The organism is Pseudomonas sp. NPDC085632 (assembly GCF_044541255.1).
GTDB lineage: Bacteria > Pseudomonadota > Gammaproteobacteria > Pseudomonadales > Pseudomonadaceae > Aquipseudomonas.
Map to the genome: position 1 here is coordinate 1 of NZ_JBITSX010000057.1, position 26,208 is coordinate 26,208.

Annotated in this window: 21 protein-coding genes, 1 tRNA gene and 1 pseudogene; 15 read left to right on the forward strand and 8 right to left on the reverse strand. The window is 60.2% G+C overall.

The genetic code is table 11. From position 1 onward, the window contains the following. Positions 1–808: redox-regulated ATPase YchF (gene ychF / locus ACIF4X_RS25635; RefSeq protein WP_397484223.1), on the forward strand; the 808-nt coding region annotated here is incomplete at its 5' end. A gap of 142 nt (positions 809–950) precedes the next feature. Here ychF and ACIF4X_RS25640 read toward each other — a convergent pair. After that, positions 951–2,168 (reverse strand): MFS transporter, encoded by a 1,218-nt coding sequence (locus ACIF4X_RS25640; protein WP_397484224.1) that lies wholly within the window; start codon positions 2,166–2,168, stop codon positions 951–953. Between the two features lie 421 nt (positions 2,169–2,589). Between ACIF4X_RS25640 and ACIF4X_RS25645 the strand changes: the two genes are divergently transcribed. Continuing rightward, positions 2,590–4,647: a methyl-accepting chemotaxis protein gene (locus ACIF4X_RS25645; protein ID WP_397484225.1), complete on the forward strand. Its 2,058-nt coding sequence runs from the start codon at positions 2,590–2,592 to the stop codon at positions 4,645–4,647. Here the strand turns inward: ACIF4X_RS25645 and ACIF4X_RS25650 are convergent. Further along, positions 4,640–5,542 carry a LysR substrate-binding domain-containing protein gene (locus tag ACIF4X_RS25650; protein WP_397484226.1) on the reverse strand — a complete coding sequence of 301 codons (903 nt, stop codon included), beginning with the start codon at positions 5,540–5,542 and terminating at the stop codon, positions 4,640–4,642. The two genes, ACIF4X_RS25645 and ACIF4X_RS25650, sit on opposite strands and share 8 nt — an antisense overlap. 226 nt (positions 5,543–5,768) lie before the next feature. Between ACIF4X_RS25650 and ACIF4X_RS25655 the strand changes: the two genes are divergently transcribed. The 6 genes from ACIF4X_RS25655 to ACIF4X_RS25680 all read left to right on the forward strand — a co-directional run bounded on the left by ACIF4X_RS25655 (position 5,769) and on the right by ACIF4X_RS25680 (position 11,380). After that, positions 5,769–6,887 (forward strand): ABC transporter ATP-binding protein, encoded by a 1,119-nt coding sequence (locus ACIF4X_RS25655; RefSeq protein ID WP_397484227.1) that lies wholly within the window; start codon positions 5,769–5,771, stop codon positions 6,885–6,887. A gap of 15 nt (positions 6,888–6,902) precedes the next feature. Next, positions 6,903–7,823, forward strand: coding sequence for an ABC transporter permease (locus ACIF4X_RS25660; protein WP_397484228.1), 921 nt, complete (start codon positions 6,903–6,905; stop codon positions 7,821–7,823). Next, positions 7,823–8,629: an ABC transporter permease gene (locus ACIF4X_RS25665; RefSeq protein ID WP_158960223.1), complete on the forward strand. Its 807-nt coding sequence runs from the start codon at positions 7,823–7,825 to the stop codon at positions 8,627–8,629. Before ACIF4X_RS25660 ends, ACIF4X_RS25665 begins: the two co-directional genes overlap by 1 nt. Positions 8,630–8,656: 27 nt before the next feature. Beyond that, positions 8,657–9,703 carry an extracellular solute-binding protein gene (locus ACIF4X_RS25670; RefSeq protein ID WP_397484229.1) on the forward strand — a complete coding sequence of 349 codons (1,047 nt, stop codon included), beginning with the start codon at positions 8,657–8,659 and terminating at the stop codon, positions 9,701–9,703. Positions 9,704–9,762: 59 nt separating this feature from the next. Further along, positions 9,763–11,217, forward strand: coding sequence for an amidase (locus ACIF4X_RS25675; protein WP_397484230.1), 1,455 nt, complete (start codon positions 9,763–9,765; stop codon positions 11,215–11,217). An 86-nt stretch (positions 11,218–11,303) separates the two neighbouring features. Beyond that, positions 11,304–11,380 (forward strand) — tRNA-Met (locus tag ACIF4X_RS25680). A 68-nt stretch (positions 11,381–11,448) separates the two neighbouring features. On the opposite strand, the gene ACIF4X_RS25685 is transcribed toward ACIF4X_RS25680, so the two are convergent. Beyond that, positions 11,449–11,847, reverse strand: a complete 399-nt coding sequence (locus tag ACIF4X_RS25685; RefSeq protein WP_397484231.1) for a helix-turn-helix domain-containing protein — start codon at positions 11,845–11,847, stop codon at positions 11,449–11,451. A gap of 375 nt (positions 11,848–12,222) precedes the next feature. Here ACIF4X_RS25685 and ACIF4X_RS25690 point away from each other — a divergent pair, with 375 nt between their 5' ends. From ACIF4X_RS25690 to ACIF4X_RS25700, 3 genes are read left to right on the forward strand one after another with little or no spacing between them, the layout of a single operon-like run. Further along, the gene (locus ACIF4X_RS25690; protein WP_397484232.1) at positions 12,223–13,470 is read left to right on the forward strand and encodes an S-type pyocin domain-containing protein; all 1,248 of its coding nucleotides are present in this window, start codon (positions 12,223–12,225) and stop codon (positions 13,468–13,470) included. A gap of 7 nt (positions 13,471–13,477) precedes the next feature. Then, a complete protein-coding gene (locus ACIF4X_RS25695) occupies positions 13,478–13,753 on the forward strand; it encodes a bacteriocin immunity protein (RefSeq protein WP_397484233.1) in 276 nt (91 codons plus the stop codon). A 29-nt stretch (positions 13,754–13,782) separates the two neighbouring features. After that, a complete protein-coding gene (locus tag ACIF4X_RS25700) occupies positions 13,783–14,052 on the forward strand; it encodes a bacteriocin immunity protein (RefSeq protein ID WP_397484234.1) in 270 nt (89 codons plus the stop codon). A 152-nt stretch (positions 14,053–14,204) separates the two neighbouring features. Here ACIF4X_RS25700 and ACIF4X_RS25705 read toward each other — a convergent pair whose 3' ends face one another. Next, positions 14,205–15,317 (reverse strand): DUF2817 domain-containing protein, encoded by a 1,113-nt coding sequence (locus ACIF4X_RS25705; RefSeq protein ID WP_397484235.1) that lies wholly within the window; start codon positions 15,315–15,317, stop codon positions 14,205–14,207. Between the two features lie 262 nt (positions 15,318–15,579). Here ACIF4X_RS25705 and ggt point away from each other — a divergent pair, with 262 nt between their 5' ends. After that, the gene (ggt, locus tag ACIF4X_RS25710) at positions 15,580–17,412 is read left to right on the forward strand and encodes a gamma-glutamyltransferase (RefSeq protein WP_397484236.1); all 1,833 of its coding nucleotides are present in this window, start codon (positions 15,580–15,582) and stop codon (positions 17,410–17,412) included. Positions 17,413–17,489: 77 nt separating this feature from the next. Here the strand turns inward: ggt and ACIF4X_RS25715 are convergent, their stop codons facing one another. The 3 genes and pseudogenes from ACIF4X_RS25715 to ACIF4X_RS25725 all read right to left on the reverse strand — a co-directional run. Continuing rightward, a complete protein-coding gene (locus ACIF4X_RS25715; RefSeq protein ID WP_397484237.1) occupies positions 17,490–18,089 on the reverse strand; it encodes a flavin reductase family protein in 600 nt (199 codons plus the stop codon). A gap of 181 nt (positions 18,090–18,270) precedes the next feature. Next, positions 18,271–18,831 (reverse strand): methyl-accepting chemotaxis protein, encoded by a 561-nt coding sequence (locus ACIF4X_RS25720; RefSeq protein WP_371748318.1) that lies wholly within the window; start codon positions 18,829–18,831, stop codon positions 18,271–18,273. Then, positions 18,811–19,635, reverse strand: a pseudogene (locus ACIF4X_RS25725) (PAS domain-containing protein); the annotation flags it as partial. The gene ACIF4X_RS25720 and the pseudogene ACIF4X_RS25725, both read right to left, overlap by 21 nt. A gap of 190 nt (positions 19,636–19,825) precedes the next feature. Between ACIF4X_RS25725 and ACIF4X_RS25730 the strand changes: the two are divergent. Then, positions 19,826–21,196: a gluconate:H+ symporter gene (locus ACIF4X_RS25730; protein WP_397484238.1), complete on the forward strand. Its 1,371-nt coding sequence runs from the start codon at positions 19,826–19,828 to the stop codon at positions 21,194–21,196. Positions 21,197–21,235: 39 nt separating this feature from the next. Here ACIF4X_RS25730 and ACIF4X_RS25735 read toward each other — a convergent pair whose 3' ends face one another. Then, positions 21,236–22,549 carry an MFS transporter gene (locus tag ACIF4X_RS25735; protein WP_397484239.1) on the reverse strand — a complete coding sequence of 438 codons (1,314 nt, stop codon included), beginning with the start codon at positions 22,547–22,549 and terminating at the stop codon, positions 21,236–21,238. Between the two features lie 352 nt (positions 22,550–22,901). On the opposite strand from ACIF4X_RS25735, the gene ACIF4X_RS25740 reads away from it, so the two are divergent. Further along, a complete protein-coding gene (locus ACIF4X_RS25740) occupies positions 22,902–24,320 on the forward strand; it encodes a TIGR00366 family protein (RefSeq protein ID WP_201228493.1) in 1,419 nt (472 codons plus the stop codon). 190 nt (positions 24,321–24,510) lie between these two features. Next, a complete protein-coding gene (locus tag ACIF4X_RS25745) occupies positions 24,511–26,208 on the forward strand; it encodes a molecular chaperone HscC (protein ID WP_397484240.1) in 1,698 nt (565 codons plus the stop codon).

Here is a 26,208-nt window from a genome sequence, read left to right on the forward strand (position 1 = left end):
CCAAAACGTGCAGATCTGGCAGATGCCCGAGCATGTTTCCGCGTTCATCCCCTGCAACAGCGTCGACCCGAAACGCGACATCGAAATCATCGACCTGGAACTGATCTTCGCCGACCTCGACAGCTGCGAGAAGCAACTGCAGAAAGTCGCGCGCAACGCCAAGGGCGGTGACAAGGACGCTGTGGTTCAGAAAGCTCTGCTGGAGCAACTGATCGCGCACTTCACCGAAGGCAAGCCAGCACGCAGCCTGATGAAGAACATGAGCGCTGACGAAAAGGCCGTGATCAAGGGCTTCCACCTGCTGACCACCAAACCGGTCATGTACATCGCCAACGTTGCTGAAGACGGTTTCGAGAACAACCCGCACCTGGACGTGGTTCGCGCCATTGCCGAAGAAGAAGGCGCTATGGTCGTTCCGGTCTGCAACAAGATCGAAGCAGAAATCGCCGAGCTCGATGACGGTGAAGAGAAGGACATGTTCCTCGAGGCCCTGGGCCTGGAAGAGCCTGGCCTGAACCGCGTGATTCGCGCCGGCTACGAAATGCTGCACCTGCAGACCTACTTCACCGCCGGTGTCGAAGAAGTCCGCGCCTGGACCGTCAAAGTCGGTGCCACCGCACCTCAGGCTGCTGGTGTGATCCACACCGACTTCGAGAAAGGCTTCATCCGCGCCGAGGTGATCGCCTACAACGACTTCATCCAGTACAAGGGCGAAGCCGGTACCAAAGAAGCCGGTAAATGGCGTCTGGAAGGCAAGGATTACATCGTCAAGGACGGCGACGTGATGCACTTCCGCTTCAACGTGTAAGCGTTACGCCCAAGAAAAAGCCGCGTTTGATACGCGGCTTTTTTGTGCCTGGCAGATTGTTAAAAGATCGCAGCCTGCGGCAGCTCCTACAGGTGTACATCAATCCCATGTAGGAGCTGCCGAAGGCTGCGATCTTTTGATCTTAGGCCTTTTTGGTGCGCGGCAAGAAGATCGCCAACACGCCAAACAACGGCAGGAACGAACAGAGGAAATACACGTACTCAATCCCGTGCACATCCGCCAGATGCCCCAGCAACGCCGCACCAATCCCGCCGAAACCAAACATCAAACCAAAGAACACCCCGGCAATCATTCCGACATTGCCCGGCACCAGTTCCTGCGCGTACACCACAATCGCCGAGAACGCCGAAGCCAGAATGAAGCCGATCACCACGCTGAGCACCGTGGTCCAGAACAGGTCAACGTGGGGCATGAGCAGCGTGAACGGTGCCACGCCGAGGATCGAGAACCAGATCACCGCCTTACGCCCGATCTTGTCGCCAATCGGTCCGCCGAAGAACGTCCCCGCCGCCACCGCGCCCAAAAACAGGAACAGGTGCAGCTGCGAGCTGGCCACCGACAGGTCGAACTTCTCGATCAGGTAAAAGGTGAAATAGCTGGTAAGGCTGGCCATATAGAAATACTTCGAAAACACCAACAGCCCCAGCACCACCAACGCACTGGTCACCCTGCCCTTCGACAGCCCGTGAGTCGCCGCCTGGCCAGCCTTGAGCTTGAACAGATTCAAGTGATGGGCGTACCAGCGGCTGATGCGGTACAGCACGAACAGCGCAAACACTGCGAACAACCCGAACCACGCCACATTGGCCTGACCGAACGGAATGATGATCGCCGCCGCCAGCAACGGGCCGAACGCGGAACCGGCGTTACCGCCGACCTGAAAGGTCGACTGAGCCAGACCAAAGCGTCCACCGGACGCCAGTCGCGCAATCCTCGAGGCCTCGGGGTGGAACGTCGAGGAACCGATACCGATCAGCGCCGCCGCCAGCAGAATCAACGGGAAACTGCCGACCATCGACATCATCACGATGCCAATCAGCGTGCAGATCGAACCGGCCGGCAACAGCCACGGCTTCGGATGCCGATCGGTGTGATAACCGACCCACGGCTGCAACAGCGAGGCGGTCAGTTGAAAGGTCAAAGTGATCAGCCCGACCTGAGTAAACGTCAGGCCGTAATTGGCCTTGAGCATCGGGTAGATCGACGGCAGCACCGACTGGATCAGGTCGTTGATCAAATGCGCCAGCGCCACCGCGCCGATGATACGCATCACCAATGGGCTGCTTTGCGGAGCAGCAGGCGCCGAGGCAGCGGCGGTCTGAGCGTTGCTGATAGCCATGAGAATTTCCGGACAACAGATGGGTGCGCACAGGCAGGTGCGTCAATGTGCCATTTTTCAGTGCGCGAGCGCCATCCCCTTAGCCAGCTAACTAACCAACCTGACCGAATCATGTAGGAGCTGCCGAAGGCTGCGATCTTTTGATCTTGATCTTGAAAACAAAGATCAAAAGATCGCAGCCTTCGGCAGCTCCTACAAGGGATAGGTGATAGCGCAACGCCATGGTCTGAATCTTGCCTTGCTTCTCCGCTTGAACGCGGCGCCCTTACAAAGGGCACCGACAATGGGAAGTTTCGCTACAGAGCCGGCCTACAGAGCGGGCGAGAGTGAACTTTCGAGGCCTTTTAGCAGGGCACAACATCCAGGTCGCACGACCGCGATGCACGCCATTGGTGCGTGGTGTCCAGAGGAGTCATGGGGCATGCAGGCTTTCCTTTCACCGGGGATCAAATTGCTGGGGCGGTTTGGCTTCGCAGGTAAATTCCAGTTGTTGTTTCTGCTGTTCATTCTGCCGTTGGCCGGCAGCCTGTTGATGATCGGCCAGGACTATCGCGACAAGCTCAATCTGATCTCTGGCGAACGTGCCGGCGTGCGGCAGCTGCTGGCACTCGACGCGCTGGACAACCTGCTCGCCGCCCAACGTGATCGCGCCGCCCGTTGGCGCGCCACCGAAACCAATCGCCAACCGACGCCGGCCACGCTCGCCGCCATGGGCGCGTTCGACGCGGTGCAACCGGCCGTGCAGCAAGCCACCACTGATTTGGGCAACGCACTGAAAAACGAAGGCGCGGAAGGCGAAACCCTCACGCGCTATCAGGCGCTGCAAACCGCGCTGAATGGTCTGGATTCGAAAAGCCTCAGCGGTGTCGGTTGGTGGCCGGACGGTTACGACCGTTTCACCAACGCCCTCAGCGCCCTGCAAGCGTTGCGCGAGCAGATCGTCATGGACAATCGCCTGACCCTCGCACCGTGGCTGGAAACCTATCTGCTGACGCAAATTTCCACGCAACACGCGCCGGACCTGATCGAACGGGTCGGCCGCCTCGCTGCCGTTGGCCAAGCCTCGGTCGTCTCCGGACAATTCACCCTGCAAAGCCGTTTGCAGTTGCGCGACCTGCGCAGCCGCATCGGCGATGCCCGCGAGCAACTGGTCAAAACTGCCACGCTGCTCGAAGCACGCCTGCCGAAAGATCAGCAGAGCTGGGCCAGCCAATACCACGACAGCCTGAAACACCTCGATAGCGGTTTGAAGGTGCTGGATGACGGCGTGTTCGGCGGCAGCATCAACCTCAAGCCGGACGACTTCGAACGCAGCCTCGATGCCCTGTTGACCGACCTCGCGGCCCTGCGCCAGCAATCGCTGGTGTCGCTGGACCAACGACTGGATGCCTACCACAGCTCGGCGATCCGTCAGTTCATCATCGTCGCAGCCATCTTCGGCTGCCTGCTGCTCGCGGCGCTGTATCTGTTTGTCTGCCTGCAAACCTCGATCCGCCGCAGCGCCAGCGGCATCACCCTGCTCGCTGAAGCCCTGCGCGACGGCAACCTGAGCCTGCAAGTGCCGGTGGTGGGCCGTGATGAGCTGGCGGCGATCAGCACCGCGCTCAACGTTGCCGTGGTGCAACTGCGCGCGAGCATGCTCGGCGTCGATCACGAGACCTCACAGTTGAGCCATGCCGTGCGCAGTCTCAACGAACACTCCAGCGGCGCTCTTGGCGAAGTCGAGGCGCAGCAGTTGCAGATCAGCCAGATCGCCGCAGCCGCCACGCAATTGGCCGCGACTTCGCAAGGCGTCGCGCAGAGTTGCGAGCAGGCCTCGGGCAGCGCTCAGCACACCCGACGCATCGCCGCCGACAGCAGCCGTGACAGCCAACGCACCACGGCGAGTATTCAGCAGCTCAATCAACGCTTGAACGACACCGCAGCGGCGTTGGGTCGGGTCAGCGAGCAAGGCCAGCAGATTCAATTGGTGGTCGACACCATTCGTGGCGTCGCCGAACAGACCAATCTGCTCGCGCTCAACGCGGCCATCGAAGCTGCGCGAGCCGGTGAACAGGGACGTGGCTTTGCCGTGGTCGCCGACGAAGTGCGCAGCCTGTCGCAACGCACACAATCGTCGACCGCGCAGATCGCTGGCACCGTCGACAGCTTGCGCGCCACGGTCAACGAAGCCGTGAGCCTGATGGAAGCCGCGTGCGGTCAGGCGCAAACCGATGCCGAGTCGGTCACCGGTCTCGGCGAACGCCTGGGCGAAATCGCCAGCGCCGTGCAGAGCGTCACCGACACGTTGGCGCAGATCGCCACGGCCGTTGAGGAACAAGCGAGCACCGCCGACGAAGTCAGTGGCAACATCCAGCAAGTCGATCAGGCCGCCGTACGTTTGCTCGAAGGCGCACGCGCAGTGAATCTTGCCGCAGACACCCTGAGCCAAGGCAGCAAGGCGCTGAGCGACAACACCGCGCGTTTCCGCCTCAGCTGATCACGGCCTCGGGAAAGTCCGCTTCCAGCTCAGCCTTGAGCCATTGAATAAACCACGCCACATCCGCCGAGAGTTCGGCGGACGGCGTCAGCACCCGATAACTCTCAAGCTTCACCTGAGCGTCGACCGCGCGCACCAGTTTGCCGCTGGCGAGTTCATGACGCACAAGTACTTCGTTGGCCAGCGCGATGCCCTGCCCGCTTTCGGCGACCGACAGCGCGTGGTCATTGTTGACGTAGAGCATGTCGGAATTGAGATGGATATCGAGGTCGTGCGCAGCGAACCACAGGTTCCACCATTCGCCGTCATCGACGTGGATCAGATCGTTTCTGACCAGATCGGCCGGGCTGTTGATCGGTGCGATGCTGGCCAGATACGCCGGTGTGCAGATCGGGAAAACCCGAGGACAAATCAGCGCCTCCCGTGAGTCGGCATATTGCCCGTCGAGACCGTAGACGATGCCCAGATCTGCGCTTTTGCCATCCACTTCGGTGAAGGTCGAGTTCGGCTCGATCGCCAGTTTCAATCCCGGGCGCAGATGCCGCAGCGCTTCGATCCTCGGCATCAGCCAGCGCTTGGCAAAACCCGGCACCACCATGATCCGCAACCAGCGCTCGGCATCTTTCGGCTGCGCTTCCTTGCCCGCCTCGATGATCAACTGCAAAGCGGCGCTGATCTTGCGGTGGTACTTGTCCCCCGCCGGGGTCAGGTTGACCCCGCGTGAGGTGCGCTCGAACAGTTGAATACCCAACCAGTCCTCGAGCAACTTCACGTGCCGCCCAATCGCGGGCTGGGTCACGTGCAGGGCTTTCGAGGCTTCGACGTAGCTGCCCAAACGGGCGGCGGCATCAAAGGCGCGCACCGCGTTGAGCGGCGGCAAACGGTGGTCGGGCATGATTCCTGGCACCTTCGGCTGTTAAATTAACTAACACCTGCCATGTTTAAATTGAAGTGTCGCGCCGCGCAACCCCTGGCTGATAATCGAGCCACAGCAGAATAAAAAAACAGCTGGTTTCAAACCCGAACGCAATCTCGATCCTGCCCAAAAAAATAATATCCATGGCCCGACGGCAACGCTTTGCACAGCGAGTCGCAGGCGATGGGGGAATCGGAGGTAACGCATGAATGCCCTGCATTCGCTGCAAACGCTGGCGGTCTCGATCCGCTCAGTGCGCAAGGTTTACGGTGATCCGCAGACCGGTCCGGTGGCGCTGAAAAGCATCGACCTGGACATCCGCGACAACGAATTCTTCACCCTTCTCGGCCCGTCCGGCTGCGGCAAGACCACGCTGCTGCGGATGATCGCCGGTTTCGAATTTCCCACCGAAGGCGAGATTCTCCTCTACGGCGAAAACATCGCTGATCGCCCGCCCTTCCAGCGCCCGGTCAACACGGTGTTCCAGCATTACGCGCTGTTCCCGCACATGACCATCGCCGAGAACCTGGCTTTCGGTCTTGAATCGCAGCCGATGGGCAAAGTCCTCACCAAGGCGCAAATCGCCGAGCGTGTGCGCGAGATGTTGGCGCTGGTGCAGATGGAGCGCTTCGCCAATCGCAAACCGGCGCAACTGTCGGGCGGTCAGCAGCAACGCGTCGCTCTCGCCCGCGCCTTGGCACCGCATCCGAAAGTGCTGCTGCTCGATGAGCCGCTGTCAGCACTCGATCTCAAGCTGCGGCAGGCGATGCGCGAAGAGTTGAAAACCATCCAGGCCAAGACCGGCATTACCTTCATTTTCGTCACCCACGACCAGGAAGAAGCGCTGACCATGTCCGACCGCATCGCCGTGCTCTCCGAAGGCGAAGTGCAGCAGGTCGGTCGGCCGGAAGATATTTACGAACGACCGCGCAATCGCTTCGTCGCTGACTTCATCGGCGAAACCAATTTCATTGAAGGCTCGGTCACTCGCGTGGAGGACGGCATGGCCTGGTTCGCCGGGCCGGCGGGGCATCCGCTGCCGGCGCAACCGTGCAGCGACGTGGCAGTCGGCGCCAGCGTGATCTTGTCGGTACGCCCCGAGCGCCTGCATCTGCTGCCGGCCAATAGCGAAAACGCGCTGCCGTGCCGGATCGAAGCGCAGATCTATCTCGGCACTGATCTGCAATATCAGGTCAGCCTCAGCGACGGTTCGCGCCTCACCGTGCGTACGCCCAATTGCGTCGACCAAAGCCTGCGCTTTGCCGTCGGCTCCCAGGCCGGTTTGCTGTTCGACCCGGGCAGCGCCAGCGTCCTGCACGATTGAGCCGGAGGAATTGCCATGCACGCCTTACCGATTGCCAACACACTGGAACGCCGCAAGGCTTTCCAGAGTTTCCTCGGGGTCAGCCCGGCGCTGATCGCTATCTGTTTGTTTCTGGTAGTGCCGATCCTCATCGTCATCGGCTATTCGCTGATGGAGGCCAACCCCTACGGCGGGGTCAACAAAGTCTTCAGCAGCGACGCCTACACCTCGCTGCTGTTCGAGCGGCAACTGGACGACAGCCTCGCGTTTGCCGACTCGTATCTGATCATCGCCCTGCGCTCGATCGGCATCGCCGGGCTGACCACGATCATCACGTTGTTGATCGGATTTCCGGTGGCGGTGTGGCTGGCCATGCAGCCGGCGCATCGCCGTGGCTTGCTGATCTTTCTGATCACCGTGCCGTTTTGGGCCAACCTGCTGATCCGCACTTACGCGTGGATTCTGCTGCTGCGTAACACAGGGGTGATCAACAACAGCCTGATGGGCATGGCCGTTATCCATGAACCGTTACAGTTGTTGTACACCGACGGCGCGGTGCTGCTGGGGCTGGTTTACACCTACGCGCCGTTCGTGGTGTTGCCGATTTACGCGACTCTGGAAAAGATGGATATCCGTCTGCTCGAAGCCGCGCAGGATCTCTACGCCGGACGCGTGCGCACCTTGCGAAAAGTAGTTTTGCCGATCGCCAAACCGGGGATTCTCGCCGGTGCGATCCTCACCTTCGTGCCGTGTCTGGGCGCGATGATCGCCCCTGAACTGCTCGGTGGCGGCACACGAATGATGCTCGGCAACCTGATCTTCCGGCAGTTCAGCGATGCGCGTAACTGGCCGTTTGGTGCAGCGCTGTCGCTCGTGCTGATGGCCGCCGTGATGCTGGTGCTGACCGTTTATGCCTTGCGCGCCGAGCGCCAGCGCATCGCCAAAGGAGGTGCGTGATGATCGGCCTATTCAAACGCAAAGGGCTGGGCGTGCAGGACTTTCCCGGTTTCGGCGGCTTCAGTTTTCTGTTCTACCTGTACCTGTATGCGCCGATCGTGGTGCTGGTGGTGTTCTCGTTCAATGCCAACCAATCGGCGACGGTGTGGACAGGTTTCAGCCTCGATTGGTATCGCGCCGCGTTCGCCAATCAGGCCTTGCGCCAAGCTGCCGGCAACAGCCTGTTGATCGCCGTGTGCGCGAGCATGATCGCCACGGCGATTGCCACCCTCGCCGCCCTCGGCACCTCGCGCGGCGCCAAGTTCAAGGGCCTGCACTTGTCGATGGGCGCGATCATGTTGCCGCTGGTGTTGCCGGAGATTGTCGTCGGTGTAGCGACGTTGGCGCTGTTCTCCACCATCGGTCTGTCGCTGGGTTACGGCAACCTGATCATCGCGCACACGGTGTTCTGCATTCCCTTCGCCTACCTGCCGATTCGCGCTCGGCTAAATGATATGGACCTGTCGCTGGAACAAGCCTCGGCCGACCTGTATGCCGGCCCATGGCGGACCTTTCGCAAAGTAACTTTGCCGCTGCTGATGCCGGGGATTTTCTCCGGGCTGATGCTGGCCTTCATCGTCTCGCTGGATAACTTCGTGATCTCGATGATGGTCTCGCAGGCCGGCACCACGACCCTGCCGATCTTCATTTTCGGCCTGCTGCGCATGGGGGTGACACCCGACGTCAATGCCGTGTCGACGCTGATCCTCGGCGTCTCGGTGCTGTTCGTCAGCCTCTCTTACCTGTTGGGCAAAAAGAACGCCTGAACCTTCTACGACCTGTGGGGAAATAGCATGAGCAAGTGGATAAAAAGCGTTGGCACTTCGTTGTTTCTGACTCTGCCGCTGAGCATGGCCGCGAGTGTTCAGGCCGCCGAGAAACTCAACGTGGTGAGCTGGAGCGGCTACTTTTCGCCGGAGATTCTCGCCAAGTTCCAGAAGCAGACCGGCATCGAAGTCACCGTTGATTCCTACGATTCCAACGAGACCTTGTTGGCGAAACTGAAACAGGGCGGCGCCGGTTATGACGTGGCGATTCCGTCGCACCAGTTCGTGCCGATCCTGATCAAGGAAAAACTGCTGGAACGCTTCGACCCGGTCAAAGAGCCCTACTACGCCAGCGTTGTGGATAACTTGAAAAAACCGAGTTGGGACCCGGAGGGCGCGTATTCGGTGCCCTTCATCTGGGGCACCACCAGCGTCGTGCTCGATTCCGCACGCTACAAAGGCCCGGCCGACAGCTACAAGGTTTTGTATGAGCCGCCAGCCGAGTTGCAGGGGCGGATCAACATGTTCGACTCGGTCAGCGACATGGTCGACATGGCCAGCCTCTATCTGAACATTCCGCTGTGCAGTGAAGACCCGAAACAGATGCAGCAAGTGCTGACCTTGCTCAAGGCACAGAAGCCGTTCGTGAAAACCTACAGCTCCAAGGCCGGTTCGATTCGCGAGAACCTCGCCTCGGGTGAAATCGACATGTCGATGTTCTGGGGCGGTTCGTCGATGCGTGCCCGTGAGATGAAACCGACGCTGAAATACCTCTACCCGAAAGAAGGCGTGCTGGCTTGGGTCGACAACATGGTCATCCCCACCGGCAGCAAAAATCCGGCGAATGCCAAGGTGTTCATCGCCTTCCTCAGCCAGCCGGAAAACTCGGCAATGACGCAGAATTTCCTCAAGCACCAGAGCCCGATCAAGGGCGTCGAACCGTTCCTCGACGCGGCGCTCAAGGACGCGCCGGAATTGCACATTCCCGAAGGGACGAATGTGGTGTTCAGCAAGACTTGCGGCGAGGGTGCGATCCGCCTCGCTGACCGTCTCTGGACCAACCTGATGCGTTGATCGCTACCGCCCCGGCGCACTGGCGGGGCGTTTTTCCAGCCGTCTGAAAGGCGCTTGCAATGAACTCTAATAACATCAGCGAACTGGTCCTGTTACAGGCCCATGCGCTCGCCGAACGCATCCGCCTGCATCAGGTCTCCTGCCGGGAAGTGATGCAGACTTACCTTGCCCATATCGAACGTTTCAACCCGCTGGTCAATGCGTTGATCAGCCTGCAATCACCGGAACATCTGCTGGCTCAGGCCGATGAACGCGACGCCGAACTGGCGCGTGGTGAATACCGCGGCTGGATGCATGGTTTGCCTCATGCGATCAAGGATCTGTCGCTGACCCAAGGCATCCGCACCACGCTGGGGTCGCCGCTGTACAAGGACTTTGTGCCTGAGCGCGACGGCATCATGGTCGAGCGGATCAAGGCTGCTGGGGCGATCATTATTGGCAAGACCAACACCCCGGAATTCGGTCTCGGTTCGCAAAGCTACAACCCGTTGTTTGGCGCCACCGCTTGCGCGTATGACCCGAGCAAAACGGCGGGCGGCAGCAGTGGCGGCGCGGCGGCGGCGCTGGCGATGCATCTGGTGCCGGTGGCGGATGGCAGCGACATGATGGGTTCGCTGCGTAATCCAGCGGCGTTCAACAACATTTTTGGTTTTCGTCCGTCGCAAGGGCGTGTGCCGTTTGATGACAGTGCGGATCTGTTTTTTGATCAGCTCGGTTATGAGGGGCCAATGGCGCGCAGCGTGAGGGATGCGGCGTTGCTGTTGTCGGTGCAGGCCGGGGGCGATGCGCGGGCGCCGCTGTCCATCGCGGAGTCCGGTGAGGCGTTTGCGGCGCCGCTGGGGCGTGATTTCAAGGGTACGCGTTTGGGTTGGCTGGGGGACTTCAGCGGTTATCTGCCGATGGAGCAAGGGGTGCTGTCGCTGTGCGAGAAGACCTTTGCCGACTTTGAGAGCCTTGGCTGCCACGTTGAATCGGTTGAGCCGGGTTTCGCGCCGGAACGGCTGTGGAGCAGTTGGCGGACGTTGCGGCACTGGATGGTCGCGGGGTCTTTGGGCGCGACTTATGCCGATCCGCAAAAACGCGCGTTGTTGAAACCGGAGGCGATCTGGGAAGTGGAGAATGGCTTGAAGCTGTCGGCCAGCGAAGTATTTGCAGCCTCGGTGGTGCGCAGCGATTGGTATCGGACGATTTCTCGGCTGTTCGAAAAGTACGATTACCTGCTGCTGCCCAGCGCCCAAGTGTTCCCTTTCGATAAAACCCAGCCTTGGCCAACATCTATCGAAGGTGTGGCGATGGACACGTATCACCGCTGGATGGAGGTGGTCATCCCCGGCACGCTGTCGGGTTGCCCGGTCGCCAGCGTCCAGGCGGGATTCAATGCGCAGGGTTTACCGATGGGCCTGCAAATCATCGGCAAGCACCAGGCCGACTTCGCTGTCCTGCAATTGGCGCACGCGTATGAGCAGGCCAGCCGCTGGTTCCAACGCTGCCCTTCGCCGCTGCTGAGCCAGTGATTTTGATAAACGGTTGAAAGCGTAGAAAAATTTTTTAAATTTACGCTTGACGCTTTTCCATTTCAGGGGAATAATGCGCGCCACTTGGCTACATAGCTCAGTTGGTTAGAGCATAGCATTCATAATGCTGGGGTCCGGGGTTCAAGTCCCTGTGTAGCCACCAAGTACTAAAAACGGCTTACCGAAAGGTAGGCCGTTTTTTTATGCCTCGAGAAAAGTCTCGGTAATCGGTTACTTCAATACATCCTTCTCTTCGTCGCTAGTTTTGGTCGCTGCCTGCGAGATCAGTGCGTCGAGCATCTGCGCAATAACCTTCTGTTGAACCTTCGAAAGCTCATTGATGGACTGAAGCCGTCGATACCACGTCGAGGTCAAGCTGCGTCTGGGCGTCTCCGTGTACGAGGGAACGCCGAGCAGGTCTTCAACAGGCACGCGCAGCGCAAATGCCATCTTCACCAGTGTCGTGACCGGCATGCTGCGCGTGCCCTCCTCGTAGCCCTGAAAGGTCTGCCGGGAAAGACCTAAAGCCCGTGCAAACCGAGTCTGTGTGATCTCGTGCACTGTGCGTAAGTGAGCAATGCGACTGCCCATCGCCACCAGAAAATCACGGTCCTCATTGGAAATGCTCATGACAATGGCCGACTGAAAATAGAGTTGAATGGCAACGGACTCATCCTTTTCATCTGAAATCCATCCTGGAAAAAATGATAGAAACCATCCTCAGGTAAAGGCGCGTAAGTTGTCGACCTGAAAAGTCTGTAGGAGAAATACACACTACCCCGCCATCCAAACCGAAGGACTACAAGCGCGAAACACCGCTGGTTCATCTGTATCAATCGCCAAATCAACAGACCGAGAGAGCGCTGTAGGAAACGGATTCGATCCAGGTACGAATTGGATTTTTCGTAAATCCAGGCGCATAAAACTCACCCCTGCGGTTTGCCCGAAATCCCCACTGACCGACAAGCTTCCCTGGCTCGATTCAAGGCCATACAGGGAGTTGTCGTGGCTCGATTCAAATCTATCTTCGATGAAGACTGGCCTTGGAAACGTCCGAGATGGAGCGGCTCGTGGGCCGCATGGAGTCCGCCTCCCCCACCGGAGCCGGTTTACATCGAAAAGGATGAATGGCCAACGCCCAAGCCCCGCGAAAGTCAGGTGTTCGCCAAGTCCTGCACGCCGGGTAACTGGTGCCGAACGGACGCCGGCACGCTGCCCGAATCTGCCGCCAACTTCGGCAAGATCATGGTCGCGGGGGCCATGCTCTTTCCGTCAGCCAGCACCGCTGTCGCGACGGCGATAGGTGCCGATCTGGCCTTGGGCCGTTTAGCCGGCGGCGGGATTCTGCAACAACGCCTCAACTGGGCCATTCGCGGCGCGGGCGGGCCGGCCAGCGTGTTCATCCTCGGGATGCTGCCGACCAGGATGGGCGACGGCACGCTGCACACCGATGACGAATTACGCCGCATGACCCGCGCCACCACCCGCGTTCGCTTCCAGTTCCGGCGTGACGTCGAAGGGGTCATGCAGGTCTACGGCATCCACACCGGCGCCTCGGGCGATGACTCGGTGCGTACCGTCAAAGTCGCGTGGAACAGCGACAAGACCGCCATGGAGGCCAAGCTCAACGGCATCACGATTTTGTGGACGCCGCAACGCGGGCCACTCGGTGCAATGCCGCCGCTGGTCTATCCCGATCACGGCGAGCAACTGAACACGATCCTTGTTCATCCGATCGCGCAGAACACCGACAGCCAGATAGAAGGCCTGCCCGGCGAGGACATTACTGCCGAGGATTGCATTCTGGTGTTCCCGGCAGAGACTGGGTTGAAGTCGCTGTATGTGGTGTTTTCGAAACCGGCCCGATTGACGCCGGGTACGGTGACGGGGGTTGGAGAGGATGTGTTTGGTACATGGCTCATCGGAGCAAGCTCGGGAGTAGGAGTGCCAATTCCAACGGACGTGGCAAACTCACTGCGGGGACGCGAATTCCAAAATTTTGATTCGTTCAGAGCAGCCCTTTGGAAAGCTGTTTCCGAGTCTGCCGCGTCGGATCAGTTCATTAAACAGAGCACTGGCCGCATGCGTAAAGGTAAAGCGCCACGTGTGCGCAAAGCAGATAGTGTCGGCGGTAGAAGATCCTACGAACTTCATCACCTCGAAAAAATATCCGAGGGAGGCGGCGTCTACGACGTAGATAATCTGCGGGTAAACACGCCGCGAAACCACATTCACATCCACAGGAACGAATAGGTCAACCATGGCGGACAAACTACTGAGAAACAGTATTTCGGAGTACACCGAGGCCGAATTCGTCGCACTATTGGAAGAACTCGCCAAAGAAGACGAAGAAGCCGAAAACGATAACCGTGCTGATTTGCTGTTGTTGCACTTCGAGAAAATCAGCGAACACCCCGCCGGGTCGGATCTTATCTATTATCCCGAGACTGGTGCGGATAGCTCACCTCAGGGCGTAACGCAAATTGTAAAAGACTGGCGAGCGGCGCAGGGCTTGCCAGGGTTCAAGAATGCTTAGCAACTCGACGCGTCGTAGAAAATAACAACATGGCCGATCCATTCATCAAACGCAGCGTCGCGGACTACACCGAACAAGAGTTCGTTGAGCTCGTGGACGAGATTAGGAAAGAAGATATAGCGCCTACGGACAAGCGTGCAGATGTCTTGGTGCGGCACTTCAACGAGGTTGTTGGGCACCCAGACGGGATGGACCTCATTTATTATCCCAAACCCGGATCTGACACGTCCTCCGCTGGTATAGCCCGTACAGTTGCAACATGGCGTGCAGCTAATAGACTACCCCGGTTTAAGCAATAAGCGCTTTGTATACCTTGAGACAACACCGAACCCGTGGCGAGGGGATTTATCCCCGATGGGGTGCGAAGCGCCCCCTCTTCTCAGTAGAAATGAATGGGACTGCTGCGCAGTCCATCGGGGATAAATCCCGTCACCACAGGGCTATGTCTGACCTATTCAAAAATCTCTACCGATAGGGCCGCCAACCCCTTCGCCCAAATCTGCCGAGTCCGCAGCCCCACCATCGCCCGCCAATCCGGATCGGCCGGATAAAACTGCTCCAGCAAATTCACTTTGATCCCCCTCCCCGTCGCGTCCAGCGGATCGCCATGCAGATGCAGCCAATGGTCATCGCGCAAATGCCGATGCACATCCGGCCCCGGATACGTCCCGCACTCGATCACGAACGGCATTAACCGCACGTCCGGTAGAGCATTGAGCAACGCCTGCGAGGTGTACCCCGTAGCCGTCGCTGCCACTCCGGTTTCGCTCAAGGTCTCGGCGCCAGTGTGCAGGGTGTAAAGCCATGGGCCATAAATCGCCTGGGCTTGCGCGAGTGCCGGGTACGGCGCTTGGGTGATGGTCAGCAACATCGGATGGCCGTATTCGCCGGCGCCAGTGTGCAGGTCAAAACACATCACGGTTTCAGCGCCAGCCAGATGCGTTTCGATGATTTGATGCAGCGTGCGGTTCGACCAGCTCGGCGCGCGGCCGCCGTAGAACAGGCCATCGGGATGGCTGTGCTGACCGCCCTCGACAATCGACATCACCGCTGGCCAGCCGTGTTCGTTGATTTGTGCATCGAGCAAGGCATCGGCGCGTTGGCGCTCGGGGCCGTGCAAATCGGTGCAGGCGTAGATTTCATGCAGTGCGGCGTACGCGCGGTTATCCGGTAAGGGTCCTGTGAAATCGAGGTGATTGCGGTTGAGGTCGATGTTGTCTTCGTTGACCCGGCGTAACCACGCCGTGCCCCATGGGTTGATCAGGTGAACCATGACCACCGCGACATCCTTGGGCAGCGAACCGGGTACGAATGCCTTCAGCCATTCGATCTGACAGTCGGAACCGTAATAACCCTCGACTCCGTGCGTGCCGCTGAGCGCTACCAGTCGGCGTTTGGCCTGCGGATTGCCGAGCACGGCGACGTCTGTGCTCAGCGGTTCGCCAAAAGGGCCGCAACTTGGATGTGCGTAGGAGGTGAGCGTGGCGCCGGCGGCATTGGCGGCGGCGATGAACTGTTCGCGTTGATCGCGGTAGCTGGACTCGGTGGGGAACTCGCTGTGCATGCGTGGCCTCTTGTTGATCTTGTATTTGTGGGAGCGAGCCTGCTCGCGAAGGCGGCGGTGCATCCAACATTTTGGTTGCCTGACACGCCGCATTCGCGAGCAGGCTCGCTCCCACAGGGGCGTATTTCAGTTCGATGAGTTTGACGCTGACCGTAGCGAACAACCGCCCCGAAAAGAAAGACAAAAATGCCCACCGGTTTGCGTCGCGACCGAGCGGTCGATAAAGTCCCTCAGACTTTTATCCCACGGACGGAGAGCCCGCGTGTTTTCAGCCTTGCCCTTGAGCCGCTTTCGCCTGCCTGCCCTGACGCTGATCATCAGCGCCCTGACCCTCACCGCGTGCAACGCCCCGCCCTCCTCGACCTTGCCGCTGGCCCCGGAAGCCGCTTCCGGTTACCGCACCGATCTGCAAACCCGTCACGCCAGCAAACATATGGCCGCCGCTGCCAATCCGCTGGCCGCCGAGGCAGGTCGCGAGATGCTGCGTCAGGGCGGTTCGGCGATTGATGCGGCGATTGCGATGCAAGCGGTGCTGACCCTGGTTGAGCCGCAATCGTCCGGGATCGGCGGCGGCGCGATGATCGTGTTGTGGGACGGCAAACAGGTGCGCACGTTTGACGGCCGCGAAACCGCACCGGCCGGCGCCACCGAGAAACTGTTCCTGCGCGCCGATGGCCAACCGATGTCGTTCCCGCAGGCGCAGATCGGCGGTCGCTCAGTCGGTACGCCAGGTGTATTGCGTGCACTTGAGCTGGCGCATAAACAACACGGTCGCCTGCCTTGGGCGAAGCTGTTTGAACCGGCGATCAAACTGTCGGAGCAAGGCTTCGCGATTTCGCCGCGTTTGCATTCGTTGCTGGAAGCAGACCCGGTGATCCGCCAGTCGCCAGAGATGGCGAAGTACTTCCTCAACGCTGATGGCAACGTCAAAGCCGTCGGCCAGCGCCTGCAAAACCCGGCGCTGGCCGCGGTGCTCAAACGCATCGCCAATGAAGGCGCCGATGCGTTGTACAAAGGCCCGATCGCCGAAGAAATCGTCGCCAAGGTGCAAGGCCATGCCAACCCCGGCAGCCTGACGCTGAACGATCTGCAGCGCTATCAGGCCAAAGAACGTGCGCCGCTGTGCACCGATTACAAACGCTGGCAGGTTTGCGGCATGCCGCCACCGTCGTCGGGCGGGATCGCCGTGGCGCAGATTCTCGGTACGTTGCAGGCGCTGGAAACCCGCGACCCGCGCCTTTCCCTGACACCGCTCAAACCAGTGAAAACCGACAAACCGGCCGGCATTGAACCGGATCCGCAAGCCGTGCATTTGATCGCTGAAGCGGAACGTCTGGCCTACGCCGACCGCGCACAATATGTCGCCGATACCGACTTCGTGCCGGTGCCAGTCAAAGGCCTGGTCGATCCGGGTTATCTCGCCAGCCGCGCCAGCCTGATCGGCGAACGCAGCATGGGCAGCGCCAAACCGGGCACGCCGCCGGGCGTACAGGTTGCCTACGCGCCGGACCGTTCGCCGCTGCGCATTTCCACCTCGCAAGTGGTCGCGGTGGATGACCTCGGCGGCGCCGTGTCGATGACCACCACCATCGAAGCCGCGTTCGGTTCGCACCTGATGGTTCAGGGCTTTCTGCTCAACAACCAGATGACCGACTTCTCGTTTATCCCCGAAGAGAACGGCCAGAAAGTCGCCAACCGCGTCGAACCCGGCAAACGCCCGCGCTCGTCGATGGCGCCAACGCTGATCTTCGATCGCCACAGCGGCGAATTCGTCGCCACGGTCGGCTCGCCGGGCGGTTCGCAAATCATCGAATACGTCGCCAAAACCACCGTCGGCCTGCTCGACTGGAACCTCGACCCGCAAAGCGCCATCAGCCTGCCCAACTTCGGCAGCCGCAACGGCCCGACCGAACTGGAACAAGGCCAGTTCAGCCCGGCGCTGATTCAGGCACTGAAAGACAAAGGGCATGCGGTGAATGAAATCGACATGACCAGCGGCACCCAGGCCATCGTGCGGGTCAAGGATGCGCAGGGGAAAGCGTCTTTGGAAGGTGGCGCGGATCCGCGGCGTGAGGGGGAAGCGTTAGGGGATTGAGGCTAGGACGCAAAACAAAAAAGGCTTACCGCGAGGTAGTCCTTTTTTGTTGCCGTTGGATCCCGCATAAACGGAACTCAAACCGACAACGTCTTTCCATCCACCGCATCACCAATCTTGAGGAAATGCCCGCCCGCCACGTGGTGCAAGGTGCGCAAGCCGTCATGCCCTTCGAAATGCCAGCGTCCGTCGCTGAACACGCGCTCATCAGCGTGGGCGGCGATGACTTCGGCGAGGAACAAGTCGTATTGCTCGTGATTGCGCGGCTCCGGCAGCAAGCGGCATTCAAGCCAGGCCACGCAGCCTTCGAGCAGCGGCGCTTCGACTTGTTCGCCGGAAAACGTCTGCAAGCCGTACGCCTGGAACTTGTCTTGCCCTTGGGTTTGGGTGATGTCCAGACCCGAGGTATTGCCGACGGTTTGCACAATGTCGGCTTGATCGACACAAGGGACGTTGAGCACGAAAGTGCCCGAGGCTTCGAGAAGTTGGCGGGTCCAGGTGGATTTATCGAGGACGACGGCGACTTTCGGTGGTTCGAAATCCAATGGCATTGCCCAAGCCGCGGCCATGATATTGCGCTGGCCGTCGTGGGCGGCGCTGACCAGTACGGTCGGCCCGTGGTTGAGCAAACGGTAGGCTTTGTTCAGGGGCACCGGGCGGCGGTGGGAGTCGCTCATGGGATCTGCTCCGGGGAAAAGGAGCCGATTGTAGCGCCAGCACCGAAACACCGGCAGGTGAAAACTCTGTAGGAGCTGCGGCACGCTGCGATCTTTTGATCTTGATGTTGCTCCTCGGAGTCAACATCAAAAGATCGCAGCCTCGTTGCACTCGACAGCTCCTACAGGGGTTGGGCGGAGATTAGTGGGAGAGTTGGTTGGCGAACTGGCCGACGGCGTTGACGACTTTCTGCGCACCGTCCTGAATCTCGACAATTACCGTGCCCGCCTCTGCCGCCAGCGCGAGGCCTTGTTCGGCCTGGAGCTTGCCGTCGGTCATCAGCGCTACGGCGTTACGCGCCATTTCCTGGTTCTGCCGTACCACGGTGACAATTTCTTCGGTCGCCTGACTGGTGCGCGAGGCCAGTTGCCGCACTTCGTCGGCCACCACCGCAAAACCTCGACCCTGCTCACCGGCGCGCGCCGCCTCAATGGCAGCGTTGAGCGCCAGCAGGTTGGTCTGTTCGGCAATGCCGCTGATGGTTTTGACGATGGTGCCGATCACCTGCGACTGCTCGTTCAGCGCTTCGATGCCCTCACCGGCAGCTTGCATGTGCCGCGACAGATCACGCATCACATTCACCGCCTCGGTGACCACGGTGGTGCCACGTTGCGCGGTGCTGTCGGTTTGCTGTGAAGTGCTATAGGCAATGCTGGCCGCGTCGGCTACCGCTTGTTCGCGATTGACCTGATCGGTAATCACCGTGGCGAACTTCACCACTTTGTACAGTTTGTCGTTGGCATCGACCACCGGGTTGTAGGACGCCTCCAGCCACACCGTACGACCATGGCTGTCGACACGTTTGAAGCGGTCAGCGACGAACTCGCCATTGTTCAGACGCCGCCAGAAGTTCTGATACTCGGCGCTGTTGTATTCCTCCGGCGCGCAGAACGTGCGGTGATGTTTGCCCTTGATCTGCGCCAGGCTGTAACCCATGCCGCTGAGGAAGCGATCGTTGGCGTTCAGCACATTGCCGTTGAGGTCGAATTCGATCACGGCAGTCGAACGCACCAGTGCACCGATCAGGTTTTCATGTTCGCGGGAGGCTTCGATGGTGCGGGTCAGGTCGCTGGCAAACAGCGAAATGTGCTTGATGCGCCCATCCGAGGAACGCACCGGTTGCACGATCGAACGCAGCCACGCTTCTTCACCATTGCCGCGCAACAGGCGCACCGCGCCGGCGAAATGCTCGCCGCGGGTCATGGCGTTTTTGAAGCGGTGATGGAATTCGTCAGTCTTCACATGCGCCGGGACGATGTCTTCAATGGCCCGACCGATCAGATCCTGACTCTTGTAGAGCATCTCGGTGAGGAAGTTCTGGTTGACCGACTGAATGCGCCCGTCGGGCTCAAGGTTCAGCACCAGCATCTCGCTTTCCAGGCTTTCCTTCACTTGCACAAGGCTGGAGAGTTCTTCACGAAGAGCGGCCAGCTCTTGCTTCAGGCGTTTGTTGAACATGGGGAAGTACCGATGGGCAGGATAGAAAGCGGGATGCAGCCTAACCATCGGCCTTGGAAATCTTTTCTGAAGAGCGCTCGCGACCGGCCAGTCAAAAATAATCTCAAGAGGCCACTGGTCTTATCTATCTCCTTCCGAGCGGAAACAAAACCCAGCGCTCTGGCCCGGCCATATCGGGTATTCTCAAGGCAAATTGCAACAACATGTTGCAGCTATCCGCCCGATAAGGAGTCCCGTTTTGGATTTATCGACCGCTGCCTGGATGGTTCACGACACCCGCCTGATTCTCTGCTGCCTGCTGGCCATTGCGACGATCATCGTGTTGATCAGCGCCACCAAACTTCCGCCGTTTCTATCGATCCTGATCGGCACTTTTATCGCGGGTGTCGGCGCCGGTTTACCGCCCGAAGACGTGGCCAAGGCGTTCAGCAAAGGTGCCGGGGCAATTCTCGGTGAGGCAGGGATCATCATTGCGTTGGGTTCGATGCTCGGTGCGCTGATGGCCGAATCCGGCGCCGCCGACCGCATCGCCTCGACCTTGCTCGGACTGGGCAAAGGCAAGTCGCTGCCCTGGGTCATGGCGCTGGTGGCGATGGTGATTGGCCTGCCGCTGTTTTTTGAAGTGGGGCTGGTGATGATGGTGCCGATCATCTTCGTCATGGCTCGCCGTTCGGGGCAGCCGCTGTTGAAAATCGCGATTCCGGCGCTGGCCGGGATGACCACTCTGCATGCGCTGATGCCGCCGCATCCCGGGCCGTTGATCGCCGTCAGCGCCTTGCACGCCGACCTTGGGCTGACCATGTTGCTCGGCTTCAGCATCGCCATTCCGGCGGTGATTCTGGCCGGGCCGCTGTACGGCAACTGGCTGTCGAAACGCATGCACGTCGATGAGCCGGCCGAACTCGGCGCGCTGTTCAGTGCGCCGCCGAAAGCGCCGCGCCAGCCGAGTTTCGGCATGTCGCTGTTGATCATTCTGCTGCCAGTGCTGCTGATGCTCGGCAGCACTCTGGCGAAAGTCGCGATGAGCCCGGAAAGCAGCGTCGCCCTGACTCTGAAGTTCCTCGGCGAACCATTGGTTGCACTAAGTATTGCGGTGATGGCAGCGGTGATCTGCCTCGGTTGGGCCAACGACATGCCCCGTGAAGACGTCGGCGGCACCCTGCGCAAAAGCCTCGCGCCGATTGCCGTGCTGCTGCTGACCATCGGCGCTGGCGGCGGCTTGAAGCAGACCTTGCTGGATGCCGGCGTCAGCCAGACCATCAGCAAAGTCGCTGAAGGCGCACACATGCCATACCTGTTGCTGGCCTGGCTGATCGCCGTGGCATTGCGTCAGGCCACAGGCTCGGCGACGGTGGCCACAACGACGACGGCGGGGATTCTGGCGCCGATGATGGCGGGTCTCGCCGCAACGCAGAGTTCGTTGGTGGCGCTGGCAATTGGCGCCGGCTCGGTGTTCTTCTGCCACGTCAATGACGCCGGTTTCTGGATGGTTCGCGAGTATTTTGGCTTGCAGCTGAAACAGACGATCTGGGTCTGGTCAATCCTGCAAACCATCGTCTCGGTGGTGGGCCTGGTGGGGACGTTGCTGTGGTGGCACTGGTTGACGTGACGGCCTCGGCGGGTTGGCGCTGAGGCCGTTAACTCGCCTTCAGGAACAGGGCGCCACGGATTGGTTGCCGACTCGGGGCATGCGCGCGCCAAAATACGCCGCGCTGACGATGCCAACCATGCCCATCACCGCGCAGAACATCACACAAATCCACGGGCTCCACGGCATCAGTCCGATCAGCAACAGCGGGGTGATACTCGCCCACGCGGCGTAGGCAATGTTGTAGGTGAAGGAAATGCCTGACACGCGAATGCGTGCGGGGAACAAACCAACCATCACCGACGGCACCGCGCCGACCACGCCGCATGCGAGGCCGGCTATGGCGTAGGCGATACCAATCCACTCGCCACCGCTGATCAGGCAGCCGTAAAGCACACCGATACCCAGCGGCAGCAGCAGGCTATACAGCATGACCGTGCGCCACGCGCCAATGCGGTCGACCAGCAGGCCGGCGATCACGCAACCGATGTTGAGAAACACGATGCCCAATGCACTGAGGGCGAAGGTATGGCTGGCGGTCATGCCAAAGGTTTTCTGCATCATGGTCGGGGTGATCACTACGAATACCACCACCGCCGAGGTCAATACGCAGGTCAGCAGCATCGCCGGCAACATTGCCAATCGATGCTCGCGCAGCACCGTGCGCAACGGCAGTTCGACCCGCGCTTCACGCTGCGCTTCCATGGCCATGAACACCGGGGTTTCGCTCAGCCAGCGGCGCAGGTAAACGCCAATTACGCCAAACACGCCGCCGAGCAGGAACGGGTAGCGCCAGGCGTAATCGAGGATTTCAGCAGGTGTGAAGACTTGCGCGAGAAAAGTCGCGGTCAATGCGCCGATCAGGTAACCGAAGGTCAGCCCGGCCTGCAAAAAGCCCAAGGCATACCCGCGATGGCCAGTCGGTGCGTGCTCGGCGACGAACACCCAAGCGCTCGGCACCTCACCGCCTACCGCCGCACCTTGCAGAATGCGCAGCGCCAGCAACAACAACGGCGCGAAATAACCGATCTGCGCGTAGGTCGGCATGATGCCGATCAGCAGGCACGGCAGCGCCATCATCAGAATGCTCAGGCTGAAGACTTTCTTGCGCCCGAGTTTGTCGGCGAAATGCGCCATCAGAATCCCGCCCAGCGGCCGCGCGAGATAACCGGTGACGAAAATGCCGAAGCTTTGCAACAAGCGCAGCCACTCGGGCATTTCCGGCGGGAAGAACAACTGGCTGAGGGTCAGGGCGAAGAACACGAAGATGATGAAATCGTAGATTTCCAGCGCACCGCCAAGGGCCGCAAGGCCGAGGGTCTTGTAGTCGGAACGGCTGAACGGCGCGGGTTTGGCCGGGGATTGGGCAGTCATGGCAAAGAACTCGGACACAGGCAAAAAACCAAGGCGCCCATGGTCTACGCAAATGGGCGAATGGACAACCCGTTAGACCATAGTCCCGGTTTTGCAAAAGCTGCTCACAAAGCACCGGCAGTTGAATTACTGTTATTGCCTGTCCAGCGGGATCACGCCAACCCCGGCCAACCGCAGTGAACCTCATGTGGGAGCGAGCCTGCTCGCGAAAGCGTCAGTTCAGGCGACCTCAATGTTGAATGTGCCGACCTCTTCGCGAGCAGGCTCGCTCCCACAGGGGATCTCCGCGCTGTCAAGATGGGCGCCTGCTCCCGCGGACCACAATAACCATAAAAAATCCGAGGTACTCCCTGTGGCCGTTGATATCGAAGATAGCCGCTCCGCACGCTTTGCCTTGCGCTGTTCAAGCTTCGCCGAACGCTGGTTTCCCGACTCCTGGGTGTTCGCTGCGCTCGCCGTGATCATTGTCGCCCTGGCTACACTGGCCATGGGCGCCAAACCCACCGATGCGGCGATGGCCTTCGGTGACGGCTTCTGGAGCCTGATTCCGTTCACCATGCAGATGGCTTTCGTGGTGATCGGCGGCTACGTGGTCGCCAGTTCGCCGCCCGCCGTGAAACTGATAGATCGCCTGGCACGCATCCCGAAAAACGGCCGTTCCGCCGTGGCGTGGGTCGCGTTGATCTCGATGGTCGCGTCCCTGCTCAACTGGGGTCTGTCGCTGGTGTTCGGCGGTTTGCTGGTGCGCGCCCTCGCTCGTCGCACTGACCTGAAAATGGATTACCGCGCCGCCGGTGCTGCGGCCTATCTGGGGCTTGGCGCGGTGTGGGCGCTGGGTCTGTCGTCGTCGGCCGCGCAGTTGCAGGCCAACCCCGCCAGCCTGCCGCCGTCGATTCTGTCGATCACCGGGGTGATTCCGTTCACCGAAACGATTTTCCTCTGGCAGTCCGGCGTCATGTTGCTGGCGCTGATCGTGGTCTCGATCATCATCGCCTACGCCACCGCTCCCGGCCCGAATTCTGCGCGTGACGCCAAGGCCTGCGGCATCGACCCGGCCTTCAACCTGCCACCGCTGCAACCGCGCACGCGGCCGGGTGAATGGCTGGAACACAGCCCGTTGCTGATCATCGTGCTGGTGCTGCTGGCGGCGGGATGGCTGTTCCATGAGTTTTCGACCAAACCGGCGATCACCGCGATTTCCGGGCTCAATACTTACAACTTCCTGTTCATCATGCTCGGCGCACTGCTGCACTGGCGTCCGCGCAGTTTCCTCGATGCCGTGGCCCGTGCGGTGCCGACCACCACCGGCGTGTTGATCCAGTTCCCGCTGTACGGCTCGATTGCCGCACTGATGACCACGGTCAAAGGCGCGGATGCGCAGACGCTGGCGCACCACATCTCGACGTTCTTCGTCAGCATTGCCTCCCACGACACCTATGCGCTGTTGATGGGCGTGTACTCGGCGATTCTCGGCTTCTTCATTCCGTCGGGTGGCGGCAAGTGGATCATCGAAGCGCCGTACGTGATGCAGGTCGCCAACGATCTGCAATATCACCTCGGCTGGGCAGTGCAGATTTATAACGCTGCAGAAGCGCTGCCTAACCTGATCAATCCGTTCTACATGCTGCCGCTGCTGGGCGTGCTGGGGTTGAAGGCGCGGGATCTGATTGGTTTCTCCTTCGTGCAGTTGCTGGTGCACACGCCGCTGGTGCTGCTGTTGTTGTGGGCGCTGGGGACGACACTGGCGTATACGCCGCCAGTGATGCCTTAACCCAAAGCGGGGCGCAGTCATGGTGGCCGCGCCCCGACGTTTTTCTTCTGAAACAGCCCTGTGTCGGGTTGCCTGTCGCAAATAATGGCTCAGAGCCATCATCCTGCTTTACCGCATCGCACCCTCGGTAATATTCTGCGCGCCGATAAATGTTTCCATTTTTTACCAAGCGCAAAGGGAGTTCGTTGCAATGATCGTAGGGATTGACCTGGGAACCACCAACAGCCTGGTCGCCGTATGGCGGGGCGATGCCACCGAGTTGGTGCCCAATGCCCTGGGCCAGTTCCTGACACCGAGCGTTGTCGGCCTCGATGATCAAGGCCGGATTCTGGTCGGTCAGGCGGCACGTGAGCGTCTGCACACGCATCCGCGTCTGACGGCTTCGCTATTCAAGCGCCACATGGGCAGCGCCACGCAAACGTACCTGGCCGACAAGGCGTTTCGCCCGGAAGAACTCTCCGCCTTGGTGCTCAAGAGTCTGAAAGAAGACGTCGAGCGCGCATTTGGCGAAACCGTCACCGAAGCCGTGATCAGTGTCCCGGCCTACTTCAGCGACGCTCAACGCAAAGCCACGCGCATCGCCGGCGAACTGGCCGGGCTGAAGGTCGAGAAGTTGATCAACGAACCGACGGCTGCCGCCCTCGCCTATGGACTGCACCAACGGGACAAGGAAACCTCTTTCCTGGTCTTCGACCTCGGTGGCGGCACGTTCGACGTGTCGATTCTGGAGCTGTTCGAAGGCGTGATGGAGGTACGCGCCAGCGCCGGTGACAACTTCCTCGGCGGCGAAGATTTCGACACCGTACTGCTTGAGCATTTCATCAGCCAGCACCGCTCGGCCGCAGACTTCCCTGAGCGCAGCAGCGTCATCCAGCCCCTGCGTCGCGAGGCCGAGCGTGTGCGCAAGGCGCTGGGCCAGGACGACAGCGCCGAATTCCGCTTGCAGCTCGATGAGCGGCAGTGGACGCAAATCATCACCCAACAACAGTTGGCGACGCTGTACATGCCGCTGCTCGAGCGCCTGCGCGCGCCGATTGAGCGGGCGTTGCGCGATGCGCGCATCCGCGTCAGCGACCTCGACGAGATTTTGCTGGTCGGCGGCACCACACGCATGCCGCTGGTACGCAAACTCGCCGCCGGGCTGTTCGGCCGCTTTCCGTCGATCACTCTGGACCCCGATCAGGTCGTGGCACAGGGCGCGGCCATTCAGGCGGCACTCAAGGCCCGCGCCGCAGCGCTGGAAGAAGTGGTGCTGACCGACGTCTGCTCCTACACGCTGGGTATCGAGACTTCCACGCAGGTCGGCCGCAACTATGAGAGCGGCCACTACCTGCCGATCATCGAGCGCAACAGCATCGTGCCGGTCAGTCGGGTGAAAACCGTGTACACGCTGCACGACAACCAGGAACACGTAGTCGTGCGGATCTTTCAGGGTGAAAGCCGTCTGGTCAAAGACAATGTGGCGCTCGGCGAACTGGACATCAAGGTGCCCAAACGCAAGGCCGGCGAAGTCGCCCTCGATGTGCGGTTTACCTATGACAACAACGGTCTGCTGGAAGCCCAGGTGAAAATCCCCCTGACCGGGCAACAGCATTCGCTGGTCATCGAAAACAACCCGGGCGTGCTCTCGCCGGAGGAGATCCAGCAACGCCTGGCGAACCTCGCACAGCTGAAGATTCATCCGCGCGAGCAACAGGTCAACACGCTGCTGACTGCACGTCTGGAGCGCCTCTATCAGGAAAGCCTGGGCGATATGCGTGATCTGATGGGCGATTGGGCCAAGCAATTCCAGATCGCGCTCGACAGTCAGGATGAGCGCCAGATCCGTGAGGTGCGCACCGACTTGAGCCGCCGCCTGAGCGAACTCGACCGCACTCCGTGGCAATAG

Excerpts from the sequence above, each read along its gene's own strand:
- ACIF4X_RS25655 (WP_397484227.1), top strand. The coding sequence starts at position 5,769 with ATGAATGCCCTGCATTCGCTGCAAACGCTGGCGGTCTCGATCCGCTCA.
- ACIF4X_RS25705 (WP_397484235.1), bottom strand. The coding sequence starts at position 15,317 with ATGCACAGCGAGTTCCCCACCGAGTCCAGCTACCGCGATCAACGCGAA.
- ACIF4X_RS25675 (WP_397484230.1), top strand. The coding sequence starts at position 9,763 with ATGAACTCTAATAACATCAGCGAACTGGTCCTGTTACAGGCCCATGCG.
- ACIF4X_RS25695 (WP_397484233.1), top strand. The coding sequence starts at position 13,478 with ATGGCGGACAAACTACTGAGAAACAGTATTTCGGAGTACACCGAGGCC.
- ACIF4X_RS25745 (WP_397484240.1), top strand. The coding sequence starts at position 24,511 with ATGATCGTAGGGATTGACCTGGGAACCACCAACAGCCTGGTCGCCGTA.
- ACIF4X_RS25665 (WP_158960223.1), top strand. The coding sequence starts at position 7,823 with ATGATCGGCCTATTCAAACGCAAAGGGCTGGGCGTGCAGGACTTTCCC.
- ACIF4X_RS25685 (WP_397484231.1), bottom strand. The coding sequence starts at position 11,847 with ATGAGCATTTCCAATGAGGACCGTGATTTTCTGGTGGCGATGGGCAGT.
- ACIF4X_RS25715 (WP_397484237.1), bottom strand. The coding sequence starts at position 18,089 with ATGAGCGACTCCCACCGCCGCCCGGTGCCCCTGAACAAAGCCTACCGT.
- ACIF4X_RS25640 (WP_397484224.1), bottom strand. The coding sequence starts at position 2,168 with ATGGCTATCAGCAACGCTCAGACCGCCGCTGCCTCGGCGCCTGCTGCT.
- ACIF4X_RS25670 (WP_397484229.1), top strand. The coding sequence starts at position 8,657 with ATGAGCAAGTGGATAAAAAGCGTTGGCACTTCGTTGTTTCTGACTCTG.
- ACIF4X_RS25660 (WP_397484228.1), top strand. The coding sequence starts at position 6,903 with ATGCACGCCTTACCGATTGCCAACACACTGGAACGCCGCAAGGCTTTC.
- ACIF4X_RS25735 (WP_397484239.1), bottom strand. The coding sequence starts at position 22,549 with ATGACTGCCCAATCCCCGGCCAAACCCGCGCCGTTCAGCCGTTCCGAC.
- ACIF4X_RS25700 (WP_397484234.1), top strand. The coding sequence starts at position 13,783 with ATGGCCGATCCATTCATCAAACGCAGCGTCGCGGACTACACCGAACAA.
- ACIF4X_RS25645 (WP_397484225.1), top strand. The coding sequence starts at position 2,590 with ATGCAGGCTTTCCTTTCACCGGGGATCAAATTGCTGGGGCGGTTTGGC.
- ACIF4X_RS25650 (WP_397484226.1), bottom strand. The coding sequence starts at position 5,542 with ATGCCCGACCACCGTTTGCCGCCGCTCAACGCGGTGCGCGCCTTTGAT.